At 71.3% G+C, this 13517-nt stretch carries 12 protein-coding genes, 1 tRNA gene, 1 pseudogene and 1 riboswitch; of the genes and pseudogenes, 3 read left to right on the top strand and 11 right to left on the bottom strand.

The window, feature by feature from the left end:
- Positions 1-41: 41 nt before the first annotated feature.
- The 3 genes from FLP10_RS16155 to FLP10_RS16145 all read left to right on the top strand — a co-directional run bounded on the left by FLP10_RS16155 (position 42) and on the right by FLP10_RS16145 (position 1829).
- Positions 42-117 (top strand) — tRNA-His (locus tag FLP10_RS16155).
- Positions 118-184: 67 nt separating this feature from the next.
- Positions 185-532, top strand: a complete 348-nt coding sequence (locus FLP10_RS16150; RefSeq protein ID WP_149161794.1) for a metallopeptidase family protein — start codon at positions 185-187, stop codon at positions 530-532.
- Between the two features lie 43 nt (positions 533-575).
- Positions 576-1829 carry a D-alanyl-D-alanine carboxypeptidase family protein gene (locus FLP10_RS16145; RefSeq protein ID WP_149161793.1) on the top strand — a complete coding sequence of 418 codons (1254 nt, stop codon included), beginning with the start codon at positions 576-578 and terminating at the stop codon, positions 1827-1829.
- 83 nt (positions 1830-1912) lie between these two features.
- Here the strand turns inward: FLP10_RS16145 and FLP10_RS16140 are convergent, their stop codons facing one another.
- The 11 genes and pseudogenes from FLP10_RS16140 to FLP10_RS16090 all read right to left on the bottom strand — a co-directional run bounded on the left by FLP10_RS16140 (position 1913) and on the right by FLP10_RS16090 (position 13300).
- Entirely contained in the window at positions 1913-2173 is a 261-nt protein-coding gene (locus tag FLP10_RS16140; RefSeq protein ID WP_149161792.1) for a hypothetical protein, read from the bottom strand.
- 58 nt (positions 2174-2231) lie between these two features.
- A complete protein-coding gene (locus tag FLP10_RS16135; RefSeq protein WP_149161791.1) occupies positions 2232-2822 on the bottom strand; it encodes a nucleoside/nucleotide kinase family protein in 591 nt (196 codons plus the stop codon).
- Positions 2819-3643, bottom strand: a pseudogene (locus FLP10_RS16130) (energy-coupling factor transporter transmembrane component T family protein); the annotation flags it as partial. The pseudogene FLP10_RS16130 and the gene FLP10_RS16135, both read right to left, overlap by 4 nt.
- An 11-nt stretch (positions 3644-3654) precedes the next feature.
- Positions 3655-5154, bottom strand: a complete 1500-nt coding sequence (locus FLP10_RS16125; RefSeq protein WP_246150061.1) for an ABC transporter ATP-binding protein — start codon at positions 5152-5154, stop codon at positions 3655-3657.
- 1 nt (position 5155) lies between these two features.
- Entirely contained in the window at positions 5156-5785 is a 630-nt protein-coding gene (locus FLP10_RS16120; protein WP_210418429.1) for an ECF transporter S component, read from the bottom strand.
- A 36-nt stretch (positions 5786-5821) separates the two neighbouring features.
- Positions 5822-5932: riboswitch (TPP riboswitch) on the bottom strand.
- Positions 5933-5986: 54 nt separating this feature from the next.
- A complete protein-coding gene (locus FLP10_RS16115) occupies positions 5987-6343 on the bottom strand; it encodes a hypothetical protein (RefSeq protein WP_149161789.1) in 357 nt (118 codons plus the stop codon).
- 116 nt (positions 6344-6459) lie between these two features.
- Entirely contained in the window at positions 6460-7782 is a 1323-nt protein-coding gene (locus FLP10_RS16110; RefSeq protein WP_149161788.1) for a DNA polymerase IV, read from the bottom strand.
- 268 nt (positions 7783-8050) lie between these two features.
- Positions 8051-9568, bottom strand: a complete 1518-nt coding sequence (gatB, locus tag FLP10_RS16105) for an Asp-tRNA(Asn)/Glu-tRNA(Gln) amidotransferase subunit GatB (protein WP_149161787.1) — start codon at positions 9566-9568, stop codon at positions 8051-8053.
- Positions 9568-11103, bottom strand: a complete 1536-nt coding sequence (gatA, locus tag FLP10_RS16100; RefSeq protein ID WP_149161786.1) for an Asp-tRNA(Asn)/Glu-tRNA(Gln) amidotransferase subunit GatA — start codon at positions 11101-11103, stop codon at positions 9568-9570. The genes gatB and gatA overlap by 1 nt, the downstream gene beginning before the upstream one ends.
- Complete coding sequence (gene gatC, locus FLP10_RS16095) at positions 11100-11402, bottom strand: Asp-tRNA(Asn)/Glu-tRNA(Gln) amidotransferase subunit GatC (protein WP_149161785.1); 303 nt, start codon at positions 11400-11402, stop codon at positions 11100-11102. Before gatC ends, gatA begins: the two co-directional genes overlap by 4 nt.
- A 65-nt stretch (positions 11403-11467) precedes the next feature.
- Positions 11468-13300: an alkaline phosphatase family protein gene (locus tag FLP10_RS16090; RefSeq protein WP_149161784.1), complete on the bottom strand. Its 1833-nt coding sequence runs from the start codon at positions 13298-13300 to the stop codon at positions 11468-11470.
- Positions 13301-13517: the final 217 nt, after the last annotated feature.

The raw sequence follows: 13517 nt of genomic DNA, 5'->3' as shown, positions 1-13517 counted from the left end.
CTCGTTGAGTTGCCATGATCGCCGCGCGGTCATGACGCATGGTGGGTATAGCTCAGTTGGTAGAGCGCCTGGTTGTGGTCCAGGAGGTCGCGGGTTCAAGCCCCGTTACTCACCCCACTCCGTGAGAACGGCCGGCGAGTCGCCGGCCGTTCCGCGTTTTCCCACCACGTGAACGGAGCAGTTCGTGGATCTCGACCCTGAGGCCTTCGAGGCGATCGTCGTCGACGAGCTCGACCAGCTTCCCGACGACATGGTCGACGGACTCGACAACGTGGTGTTCGTGGTCGAGGACCGCCCCGAAGACGGATCGCTCGACCTGCTCGGCCTCTACGACGGCACCGCCCTCACCGAGCGCGATCGGTACGGGTTCGGCGAGATGCCCGACCGCATCATCCTGTACCGCGAGCCGCTGCTCGCGATCTGCGCCGACGAAGACGAGTTGCGCGACGAGATCCACGTCACGCTCGTGCACGAGATCGCGCACTACTACGGCATCGACGACGACCGGCTGCACGAACTGGGCTGGGCGTGACGTGGCGTCGGGTGCAGCCGTTGCGCCGGGTTAACCTGTCTGCATGAGTCTCAGTCCCGGCCGCATCGTCGGCATCATCGTCGGTGCGGTCGCGATCCTGGGCATCGGGGTGTACGGTCCGGCGATGCTGTTGGGCCCGCTTCCGGCCGCGGCGGTCAGCACCGCGAAGGCGACGGATGTCACGCCTCCCGCCGGCGCCGAGATTCCGCTGCCCGCCGACGGTCAGAGCGCGGTCGCCGTCGTCGGTGCTGACGGCGAGGCGGCCGTGGTCGCGCAGTCGGGCGGCGACGACGCCGTGCCGATCGGCGGCGCCGCCAAGCTCGTGACCCTGCTCGTCACCCTCGATTCGCTGCCGCTGCCTCCCGACGAAGACGGGCCCGGCGTGACCATCAAGCCCGCCGATTACACCGACTACCTGAACTATCAGAAGGAAGACGCGCGCACCCTGCAGGTCTCCCCCGGCGAGACCTGGACCGAACGCGACGTGGTGCGCGCGGTGCTCTTCGCGTCGAGCAACAACCACGCCGACACCCTCGCCCGCTGGGCGTTCGGCAGCGTCGAGAAGTACGTGACGGCCGCCAACGCCTGGCTCGACGATCACGAGTTCACCGCCACGCGGGTCGCCGACGCGACCGGCCTCTCGGGCGACAACATCGGCAACGCGACCGAGCTCACCCGCCTCGCGGCGATGGCGATGGCATCTCCGTCGCTCGGCAGCCTGCTCGACGGCTCCGCGACCCTGCCCAGCACGGCCCGCAAGGTGCCCGACGTCGTCGCGCGCCTCGACGACCAGGGCGTCCGCGCCATCACTCGCAGCTACACCGACCCGGCGGCGCTCACGTTCCTGTTCACGACCGAGGTCGCCGACGAGGCATCCGACGGATCGAGCCGGCTGGTCGGCGCGATGCTGCTCATCCCCGACTACGAGACGCTCGACCCGGCCGTCGCGGCCGTCGTCGAGGCGGCCTCGGCCGCTGCCGCCCCGATCGAGCTCATCACCGCCGGCACCTCGTACGGGTCGGTGAGCACCGCGTGGGGCGATCGCGCGGATCTCGTCGCATCGACCACGCGAGCGGGGACGGGATGGACGGGCGCGACGGGCAAGGCGAAGGTCACCGTCGAGGCGTTCACGACTGCGAGCTCGAGCCGCGACATCGGGCGCGTCAGCGTGCCGACCGGCGACGGCGAAGTGGGGTCGCCCTTGCGTTTGTCGGCCGACATCGACGACCCCGGCCCGCTCTGGCGGCTCGCGAACCCGTTCGCGATCATCGGTGCGTTCGCCGCGAATCAGGACTGACGCGCAGGGTCACGACCGAGCAGAACCAGGCGCGGCGACGCCTCGGGGTGCCACGGCGGCTGCCGCGAGGCATCCGGTTCGGGTCAGTCGTTGTCGTCCTCGTCGAACTCGACGGGGTCGGAGTCATCGGCGTCGAAGCGGAACCGGACGCGCAGTTCGCTGCCGACCGTGCGCTCGTCGACCGCGTCGTACCAGAACAGCGATTCGAGGCCGTCGACCGCGGCGACCATGCCCACGCGCTTCTCGGGTTTGCCGCCGACCAGGGCCCGCCGCTCGAAATCGCCTTCGAGCGGTCCGTCGATGAACTCGGCGACGTACTGTCCACCGGCTTGCGCATCACTCATGTCGCTACGCTACGCCGCAGGCCGTCATCATGCACCGTCCGCCGGCGCGAGTCGCGGCTCACTCCCCGACGATCCGCACGATGAGGTCGGCGGCGGCACGCGGGCGGCGGGCGGCGTATCGGCGCCACTGGGCGTCCCACATCGGCCAGTAGGGATCGAATCCGCCGGCGTCGCGCCGCAGCGCGCGGTCGCGCCGCACGTCGTCGGGCGCCTCCAGCCAGATCCGCACCACGCCGTCGCGTCGCCCCGCGACGGCGGCGAACGCACCGCAGCCCTCCACGATCGTGCGCCCGCGCCGTGGGCGCTCGGCGACGGACCCGCCGCTGCGCGAGGTCGTCCAGTCCCAGACCGGCCGGTGCCCGACCCGCCCGGCCGCGAGCGGATCGAACACGCCGACCTTCGCCGCGCGCGCACCGCGATCGAGCCCATGCCACCCCGGGTAGATGTCGTCGAGCCGCAGCACCCGGGTGGGCGCGGGCCACGCGGCAGCAAGGGCAGTTGCCAGTGATGACTTGCCGACACCGCTCGGTCCGTCGATCGCGATCACCGAGGCATCCGCATCTCTGACTGCCCGCTCGACCGCGCTGCGCACCTCGATACCCGCGGGCCTGCCCGACGCGGTCGCGTGGCCCGCCCCGCGACCGCTCACGCCCACACCGGGTGGAACGTACCGGCCACGACCGCCCCGGCCAGCGCGATGACCGCGACCGCGACCGCGATCGCGATGAGCAGCCAGTCGGCGGCGCCGACCCGCGAGTCGCGCGCCCAGGTACGCGGGAGATCGGCGCCGAATCCGCGCGCCTCCATCGCCGTCGCGAGCTTCGAACCGCGACGGATGGCGAGCACCAGCAGCGCGAACGCCATGGTGGCGAACCGACGCAGCACGCCGTGGTCGCCGATTCCGCGGGCGCGCCGCGACAGCGCCATCGCCCGCCAATCCTCGAGGAACAGACCGACGAGTCGCGCTCCCGCGAGCGCGCCGAGCACGAACCGGCTCGGCAGATGCCACACCTGGGCGAGCCCGTCGGCAAGGGCTGTCGGGTCGACGTCGATGAACAGCAGTACGGCCGGAAGCCCGACGGCGAGCACTCGCACCGTGATCGCGATCGCGAGTTCGATCGACCCGTCGGTGATGCGGATGAGGCCGAAGTCGACGTAGACCGTGCCCGACGGCCGGCCGTAGAGCAGCATGCTGATGCCGGCGATCGGCGCGGCCACGAGAATCGGCCACACCCGCTTCACGATCGACGACGGCGACAGGCCCGCCGCGATGAAGAGCACGAGCTGCAGCACGAGTGCGATCGCCGCGCTCACCCAGTCGACGGTGACGAGCAGCGGCGTGGTCATGAGCATGATCGCGGCGAGCCGCGTCACCGGGTTGACGCGCGACAGGAGGCGCAGGGGCGGTCGCCCATCGTCCCGCCCGTCCCCTGGCGGGTCGCTGAGGGTCGGCACGTCGACGCCGGTGCGTTCGTCGAGGCTCATGCGGCCGCCTCCGCGATGCCGCTCGCGCCCGACCGCGCGCCCAGTGTCACGAGGTGGTCGCCGAGCGCGTCGACGTAGGCGCGGTCGTGGGTGACCGAGAGCAGGGTGATGCCCTCGTCGACGAGCTCGCGCAGGATCGTGACGAGCTCGATCCAGGTCACCCGGTCCTGCCCGAACGTCGGCTCGTCGAGGATGATGACGCGCGGCCGGGCGACGAGCACGGATGCCACGGTCAGCCGACGCTGTTCGCCGCCGCTCAGGGTGAACGGGTTCGCCTCGGCGAGCCGGTTCAGATGGAGTCGCTCGAGCACCTCGTCGACACGGCGGTCGGCGTCGGGGTCGCCACCGCGGTCGCCCAGCGCACGGACAGCGACCGCGGCCTCGTCGCGCACGGTGCGGGCCACGAACTGGTGCTCGGGCTCCTGGAACACCGTGCCGATGCGCGTGAGCAACTGCTTCGAGCGCCAGGCGATCGGGTCGCGTCCGAGCCCGGCGGCGAGGGCGTCGGATGCCTCGACCCGGCCGTCGAGGGCGGGCAGCAGCCCTCCGAGCGTGAGTGCCAGGGTCGACTTGCCGACCCCGTTCGGCCCCGTGAGCACGGTGGATGCCGAGGAGGGCAGGCCCGCGTCGATGCCGCGACGGACGACCCGGTCCCGCGATCGACCGATCGCGAGGCCGTGCGCGGCCAGTTCCCTCGCGCCGCCCGGCGCGACCGGGGTCGCCGCGGCGACCGGCAGCGCAGCACCGGGCACCCAGACCCCCGCCGCGAGCAGTTCGTCGCGGTGCCGTTCGAGCACGCCCGCGGGGTCACCGTCGGCGATGAGCCGCCCGTCGCGACCGAATACGAGCATGCGCGAGACGAGGTCGAGCCAGACGTCGACGCGGTGCTCGACGACGACGAGTGTCGATCGGGTCTCGTCGAGGACCCGGCGTACCGCCTCGCGAACCTCGGCGACGCCGTCGGGATCCAGGTTCGCCGTGGGCTCGTCGAGCAGCAACAGCCCGGGCTGCATCGCCAGCGCTCCGGCGAGTGCCAGGCGCTGCTTCTGCCCGCCCGAGAGCCGACTCGTCGGATGCTCGAGCGGCAAGTCGAGCCCGACGGCCTCGAGTGCGCCCCGCACCCGTGGCCAGATCCGCTCGCGCGGCACGCCGAGGTTCTCGCAGGCGAACGCGACGTCGTCGCCGACCCGCGCGAGCACCACCTGCGAGTCGGGGTCCTGCAGCACGAGCCCGACGCGCCCGCGCGCGTCGCGCGAGTCGTGCCCGTCGATGAGCAGGCGCCCGGCCGACTCGCCCTCCTCGTCGCCGCCGTGGACGCCCGCGAGCGCGTGCAGCAACGACGACTTGCCACTGCCCGACGGGCCGACCACGAGCACCCGCTCGCCGGGCTCGATCCGCAGGTCGAGTCCGGCCAGCGCCCAGCGGATGCGGCCGGCGTGTCGCCAGCCCCACCCCTCTGCGGAGACGGCGGCAGGTGCGACGCCGAGTGCGGTCACCTCAGACCCGCTTCGTCACCGACTGCCCCGCGGCGAACCGGTTGAGCGCGCCGGTCGCGGCGAGACCGCGTACGATGAGCCAGCCGAGCAGGCCGGCGAGCACGGCACCCGACAGCACCGTGGTGCCCAGGTACAGCGCGAGGAACTCGGCCGACTTCTGCAGGTTCGCCGACGTGAACAGCTCGAGGGTCCACGCGCCGAGCCCGGCAGCAGCGCCCGCGAGGATCGCCACGATCGGTCCGAAGCTGCGGTAGGCGAAGATCGCGAACACGAGTTCGGCTCCGAGGCCCTGTGCGACTCCCGAGTACAGCGTCTCGATGCCCCATTGGTTGCCGACGATCGCCGAGACGATCGCAGCCAGCACCTCGACGTAGAGCGCAGCGCCCGGCTTTCGGATGATGAGCCCACCCAGCACACCACCGATGAGCCAGATGCCGACCGCGATGCCGCCGAGGCCGGGAGTGAGCGCGTCGGCTGCGGAGAACCAGGCGTAGCCGAGGTTGTTCCAGACGAGGAACAGCAGGCCGGTCGCGATGCCTACGACGCTCGCGACGACGATGTCGACCACGCGCCAACGCAGTCGGCGACCGCCGGTCGAGACGCGGTCGGGTTCAGTGATGGTTGCGTGCACTGTCGTGCCCTTTCGTTCGATGGAAAGCGGCACGGGATTGAGATGGGATGCCCTCCCTGCGCTGGCATGACCCAGATCAGGTTCGACGGTCGAAGGTTGGAGAACCTTCCTCTCAGCCCGGCTCACCGGACTCCCGTGTTCAGGGCACGAGTATACGCGCGAGTCGCGGTGTGCGACGCGACTCGCGCGGTTTCGGGCGGGTCAGTGCTTGAGTGCCCGGATGATCCACCGCAGCGTCTTGCCGAGCGCCCAGACGAACGGAGTGGCCACGAGCAGCAGCCCGATGACGTTCGGCTCGAAGCGGACCTCGCCGCCGCGACCGACATATGCGCCGAGAGGAATGGAGACGCCTCCCCCGCCGCCGCCCGAGCCCTCACCGTGGCCCTGCCGGTCTTCGCCGACGTCGCCCTCACCGCTGCCGCTTCCGCCGCCGAACCCGTAGTACCCGAGCGCGACGGGCACGATCGTGGAGCCCCCGACGTCGACCGGGTCGCCGTACGAGGTGCGGACGCCGACGCCGGCGACCTTGTCTGCGAGGTCGAGCACGAGTTCAGTCATGTGCAGCAGGCTACCGAGCGCGTGCTCGCCCGGCCACCCCTTGCGGTCGAGCGGCCCGGATGCCGCTGATGTCCGTCACGAGACCTCCGCGTACCCGACTGCGCATCGGCGGCACGTCAATCACCGTCGCGGAGGCGGCGTATCACCTCGGAGCGCACGTCGACCGTGCGCCCGTCGTCCTCACGCTCCACGGACTCGCCAGCACCGGGGCCGGCCGAAGCGGTCGTTCGCTTCGCTCGAACCAGCGCGGCGGGCCGAACGGCTCCGCGGCCGAACCGGGCGGTCACCTCGTCGACCGCTCGCTCGGCCTCTCGCCAGTCTTCGTCGGGATCCCACAGCATCGCCCCACCGCCGGCCGGACGCAGCTGCTCGGCGCGAACGCCGATGAGCCGCACCCGCGCACCGTCGCCGATGAGACCCGCGAGCGCGGCGGCGGCCTCGTCGTAGATGCGGCGGCCGACGTCGGTCGGTTCGGCGAGCGTGCGCGAACGCGTGAGGGTGCGGAAGTCACCGTAGCGGAGCTTCAGCGACACCGTCCGGGCGACGAGCCCGGCCCGGCGCAGCCTCACCGCGACGTCGTCGGAGAGTCGCAGCAGCTCACGGCGGATGTCGTCGGGCTCGACCAAGTCGTGCGAGAACGTCGACTCGTGGCCGATGCTCTTCTCTTCGCGGCCCGTCACGACCCGACGTGGGTCTTCGCCGGCGGCGAGGCTGCGCAGTCGTGTCGTGAGCGCGGGACCGACGGCACGCTCGAGGGCGTCGGCGGGCATGTCGGCGACGTCGCCGATGGTGCGCAGCCCGAGGCGTGCGAGCGACTCCTCGGTGACCTTCCCGACGCCCCACAGCGCCGAGATCGGCAGCGGGTGCAGGAACGCGATCGTGTCGGCGGCGGGCACGACGAGCAGTCCATCGGGCTTCGCACGACCGGATGCCACCTTGGCCACGTATTTCGTCGCGGCGATGCCGACCGAGCAGGTGAGGCCTGTCTCGGCGCGCACGCGCTCGCGGATGGTCCAGCCGATCTCGGCGGGACTGCCGTGGAGACGGCGCGCGCCCGACACGTCGAGGAAGGCCTCGTCGATCGACAGCTTCTCGACTCGCGGCGTGATCGACTCGAAGATCTGCATCACCTGCTTCGAGTAGCTGGCGTAGCTCGCGTAGTCGCCGCGGAGCACGATCGCATTGGGGCACCGTCGCAGCGCAACCGACATCGGCATCGCCGAATTGACCCCGAACCGGCGGGCCTCGTAGCTCGCCGCCGAGACGACGCCACGGCCAGCGGTGCCGCCGACGAGCACGGGCTTCCCGCGCAGCTCGGGTCGGCTCAGCAACTCGACTGACACGAAGAACGCATCCATATCGACGTGCAGGATCGGGGTCGCCGAGTCGTCGACGGGACCCGTCGTCACCTGCCTCGACGAGCCATCCTGCTTGCTCACGCTTCGACGCTACCCCGAGCCTCCGACACCCGGCGACGTGGGCGTCCGGGCCGACTCCGGCGCTGATGCGCCCCCGGCATACCCCAGACGCGTTTCCCCGAACCCCGCTCCGGCACTGACGCCACCCGCGCACAGTGCCGGAGTCGATGCGAGAGAAGGCTCCAGACGCGAACGGCCCGTGCACGCACCGCGGGGGCACCGCTCGGCGCGCGCGACGCCGGCTGGCGCCCGCCATCGCCCAGCGGACGCTCCGCCGGCAGACGGATGGTTACACCTGGCCGGCGCGCTCCAGGACGAGCTCGCGCACGCGCGCGGCGTCGGCCTTGCCCTGCATGGCCTTCATGACCGCGCCGATGACCGCGCCGGCCGCCTGCACCTTGCCGTCGCGGATCTTCTCGAGCACATCGGGCTGGGCCGCGAGCGCCTGGTCGATGGCCGCGATCAGGGCGCCGTCGTCGGAGACCACCGCGAGGCCGCGTGCATCGACGACCTGCTGCGGCGAGCCTTCGCCGTCGATGACGCCCTCGAGCACCTGCCGGGCGAGCCGGTCGGTGAGCGTGCCGTCCTCGACGAGCGCGGCGAGCTCGGCGACGTGCTGGGGCGACACGAGGCCCGAGGCATCCGTCTCGCGCTGGTTCGCGAGGCGCGCGATCTCACCCGTCCACCACTTGCGCGCGGCCGCGGGCGTGGCGCCGGCAGCGACGGTCTCGGCCAGCTCGTTCAACATGCCCGAGTTCGCCACGAGCTGGAACTCCTCGTCGGTGAAGCCCCACTCGGCCTTGAGCCGGCGCCGACGCGAGGCCGGCGCCTCGGGAAGCGCGGCGCGCAATTCCTCGATGAGCTCGGCCGACGGCACGACGGGCAGCAGGTCGGGCTCGGGGAAATACCGGTAGTCGTCGGCGTCGGACTTCGGGCGCCCCGGGCTCGTGGTGCCCGAATCCTCGTGCCAGTGCCGGGTCTCCTGCGTGATCGACCCGCCCTTCGCGAGGATCGCCGCCTGACGCTGGATCTCGTAGCGCACCGCACGCTCGATCGAGCGGAACGAGTTCACGTTCTTCGTCTCGGTGCGAATGCCGAGCTTCTGCTCGCCGCGGGGGCGCAGCGACACGTTCGCGTCGCAGCGCAGGTTCCCGCGCTCCATACGCGCCTCGGAGATACCGAGCGCGAGGGCGATGTCGCGGATCGTCGACACATACGCGCGCGCGAGCGCGGGAGCATCCGCCTCGGCACCGAAGATCGGCTTCGTGACGATCTCGACCAGCGGTACACCTGCGCGGTTGTAGTCGACGAGCGAGTACTCGGCGCCGTGGATGCGACCCGTCGAGCCGCCGACGTGCGTGAGCTTGCCCGCGTCCTCTTCCATGTGGGCGCGCTCGATCGGCACCTGGAAGACCTTGCCGCCGTCGATCTCGACCTCGACCGTGCCCTCGTACGCGATCGGCTCGTCGTACTGCGAGATCTGGTAGTTCTTCGCGAGGTCGGGGTAGAAGTAGTTCTTGCGCGCGAAGCGGCTCGACTCGGCGATCGAGCAGCCGAGCGCGAGCCCGAGCGAGATCGACTTGCGCACCGCGTCGCCGTTCACGACCGGAAGCGAGCCCGGCAGGCCAAGGCACACCGGCGAGACCAGCGTGTTCGGCTCGGCACCGTGGTACTTCGCGTTCGCCGGGTTCGGTGCCGGCGAGAACATCTTCGTCTCGGTGTTGAGCTCGACGTGCACCTCGAGGCCGATGACCGGCTCGAACAGCTCGAGCGCCTTGTCGTAGTCCATCAGTTCGGCGCGGGCCATCAGACGGCACCTTCCTCGGTCGCGAGCAGCTCATGGGTGGACAGGTCGGGTGCGCGGTCGAGCAGGCGACCGCCCCACTCGGCGGTGAGCAGCTGCTCGAGCGCCCCGCCCACGTTGTACAGGCGGGCGTCTTCACGCGCCGGCGCGAGGAACTGGATGCCGACCGGCAGGCCGTCCTCGGGCGCGAGCCCCGCGGGCACCGAGATGCCGGGCACACCCGCGAGGTTCGCGGGGATGGTCGCCACATCGTTCAGGTACATCGCCAGCGGATCGTCGAGCTTCTCGCCGAGCTTGAACGCCGTGGTCGGAGCGGTGGGCGTGGCGAGCACGTCGACCTTCGCGAACGCGGCGTCGAAGTCGCGCTGCACGAGCGTGCGCACCTTCTGCGCGCTGCCGTAGTACGCGTCGTAGTAGCCGGCCGACAGGGCGTAGGTGCCGAGGATGATGCGGCGCTTCACCTCGGGGCCGAAGCCCGCCTCGCGGGTCGCGGCCATCACCTGCTCGACCGTGCCACCGCCCTCGGGCGTCACCCGCAGACCGAACCGCACCGAGTCGAACTTGGCCAGGTTCGAGCTCGCCTCGGCCGGGAGGATCAGGTAGTACGCCGCGATCGAGTGCTCGAAGTTCGGCGCGCTGACCTCGACGATCTCGGCGCCGTGGCGCTCGAGCAGGTCGAGCGCCTCGTGGAATCGCTGGCGCACGCCGGCCTGGAAACCTTCGGAATCGAGCTCCTTCACGACGCCGATGCGCAGGCCCCGCACGTCGGCATTGCGCACCGCTTCGGCCATCGACGGCCACGCGTCGGGGATCGACGTGGAGTCGTGCGGGTCGTGCCCCGCGATCACGTCCTGCAGCAGCGCCGCATCGAGCACCGTGCGCGTCACCGGGCCGATCTGGTCGAGGCTCGACGCGAGCGCGATCGAGCCGTAGCGGCTCACCGCGCCGTAGGTCGGCTTCACGCCGACCGTGCCGGTCACGTGCGCGGGCTGGCGGATCGACCCGCCCGTGTCGCTGCCGAGCGCGAGCGGCGCCTCGAACGCGGCGACCGCCGCCGCCGAGCCACCGCCCGAACCGCCGGGGATGCGCTCGAGGTCCCACGGGTTGAACGTCGGGCCATAGGCCGAGTGCTCGGTCGACGAGCCCATCGCGAACTCGTCCATGTTGGTCTTGCCGAGCGGGATGAGCCCGGCCTCGCGCACCTTGCGCACCGGCGTCGCGTCGTACGGCGGCACCCAGCCCTCGAGGATGCGGGAGCCCGCGGTCGAGGGCATGCCCTGGGTCACGAGCACGTCCTTCACGGCGATCGGCACGCCCGCGAGCTCGCCGAGCGGCTCGCCCGCGGCGCGACGGCGGTCGACCTCGGCGGCATCGGCGAGCGCACGCTCGCCCGCGACGTGCAGGAACGCGTGCACCGCGCCGTCGACGGCCGCGATGCGGTCGAGATGCGCCTTCGTCGCTTCGACGCTCGACACCTCGCCCGCGGCGAGCTTCGCCGCGAGCGCGGAGGCATCCAGCCTGGTCAGTTCGGTGCTCACTGCTCCTCCCCCAGGATCGCGGAGACCACGAACCGACCGCCGTCGGCCTCGGGTGCACCCGAGACGGCCTGCTCGGCCGTGAGCACCGTGTCGCCCACGACGTCGTCGCGGAACACGTTCTGCATCGGGATCGGGTGGCTGGTCGGCGGCACGTCGGGCGTGGCGACCTGATTCACCTGCTCGACCGCCTGCATGATCTGGCCGAGCTCCGTCGTGAGGTGCTCGATCTCGTCCTCGGTGAGCGCGATGCGGGCGAGGTTCGCGAGATGCGCGACCTGCTCCGCACTGATTTCGGACATGCTGCTCCGTCGTCTCGGGATGGGGATCGATCAATCCTACCGAGCGCCGCCTCGCGGTCGGCGACTCACGCATCGACGCCGAACAGCCCGTCGCCGTACTGATGCAGCAGCCGATAGGCGTCGGCGTACGTCTCGGGCTCGGGCTCGCCCGCCTTGCCGTACTTGGCGATGAGCAGGCCAAGCAACCCCTTCGCGGGCGGGCTCAGCGGCTTGTCCTTGTGTGCGTGCGCCGGATGCGGGGCGGTCGCCTCGGGATTGGGCGGCACGTACTGCGGGTGTGTGACGGGCCAGGCATCGGGATGCCTCGGGGCCGGCAGGTTGACGATGTTGAACAGGTCGTTCGCACCGTCGTCGCGCTGCGTGAGCGGCTTCAGTCCATGCAGCCGGCACAGCGTGGCGATGACGGCGGCGTGGTGCATCTCGTCGTGGATGATCGTGCCGGCCTGGGTGTACGCCGACACCGCGATCGTCGGCACCCGGCAGCCGAGCCGGTCGAAGGTGAATCCCATCTCCCCCGGCTCCGCGTCGGCGTGCGGCGGCCGCCCGGCCGGCGGCACCACATGGTCGTACGTGCCGCCGTGCTCGTCGAACGTGATGAGCAGCAGCGTGTTCACCGCGTTCGAGCCGTCGGGCGTGCGGCTGGTGCGGATCGCCTCGTACACCCGGTGCACCAGCGCTTCGCCCGCACGGACGTCGCTGAGCGCACTGTCGACGATCTCCTCGCCGGCCACGTCGCTCTCGCGGAGCTTGCCGACCGGCGGGTGGAAGTCGTTGTGGTTGTAGATCATCCGCGGCTCGATGAAGGCGTACGCGGGCAGGGTCCCGTCCGCGGCATCCTTGTCGAACCGATCCATCGTCGCGAAGTGGTCGGTGCGCCAGTACCGCTCGAGCGCCGGCGCGTGCAGCACCCCGGTGAACGAGACGAGCTGCAGATCGTCGAAGTAGATCCGCCAGCTGAGGCCGGCGTCTTCGAGGCGGTTGAAGATCGTCGGCGAAGCATCCGCATCGAGCCATTTGTCGTACCCGCCGTGGTGCTTGTTCGTGACGAAGCCGTGCGAGGTCGACGCGTGGAAGAACGACCGGTTGCAGAACGTCTGCGACGGCACCGCGCAGTGCCAGGCGTCGAACACCGCGAAGCTCTTCGCGAGCGTGGAGAGCACGGGCAGCATGTCGGGCGAGAAGGAGCCCATGATCTGCCGGAGGTCGTCGGCCGTGGGTGAGCCGCCCCGCTTCAGCCGCTCCCAGTTGATGGCGTAGTCGCGCACGAACCCGTCCATCGTCGCGCCCGCACCCGGCGCCGGCGCGTTGTACGGGTCGCTCATGTCCTCGATGTACAGCTCGGCGTTCGTCTCGGGGTCGACGGTGCCGAAGAGCTGGGTGTTGACATGCGGGTACTCCTCGCCCGGGTCGGGGTTCGGCCGGCCCATGATCTCGTCAGTGGCGCCGTCGTAGACGTGCGCGGCGATCACCGAACCATCCGGAGCCGGATTCGCGTACTCGCCGAACGCGAGCCCCTCGAACCGCTCGCCCTCGGGCAGCGAGTCGGGCGTGTACAGCCAGCCCAGCAGGTTGTCGAACGAGCGGTTCTCACCCATCAGCACGACGACGTGGTCGAACCCCGGCTCGCTGCGCGGCTGCAGGGCGTCGAAGTCGTCGGCCCCGCGATCGAATCCGGCCCGGTATCCGAGCGTCGCGCCGGCCGCCGCGCCCGCGGCGCCCCCGATCACGGCGCCGGCCGCGGCCGCGCCGCCGATGCGCAGGAAACCGCGTCGGCTGGTCGCCTTCGTCTGGTCCGACGCGTCGAGCGGGCCGGGTGCTTCAGATGAAGCGGATGCCTCGGGCGAGTCGGATGCCTCATCCGCATCGTGTTCGTCGGATGCGCCGCCCCCGCGTCTCATCCCACCATTCTGTGCCGCCGGGCGCCTGTGGCTCTAGTGGCCGTGCACGCGGACCTCGTCCGCCGCCCTGCACCGAGCGTAGGAGATCGTCGCCGACACGCCGCGTCGGGTCCGGCCTCGACGGCGTGTCCGCGAGCATCTCCTACGACCTGCACGCGCCGGGCGTCGCCGGGCGTCGCCGGGCGGGCGCGCCGGGCGGACGCCGGGCGGGCGCCGA

It is taken from the genome of Agromyces intestinalis, assembly GCF_008365295.1.
In the GTDB taxonomy this organism is placed as follows: domain Bacteria; phylum Actinomycetota; class Actinomycetes; order Actinomycetales; family Microbacteriaceae; genus Agromyces; species Agromyces intestinalis.
The sequence above is the reverse complement of the archived record's forward strand: the minus strand, read 5'-3'. Positions and strand labels throughout refer to the sequence as shown.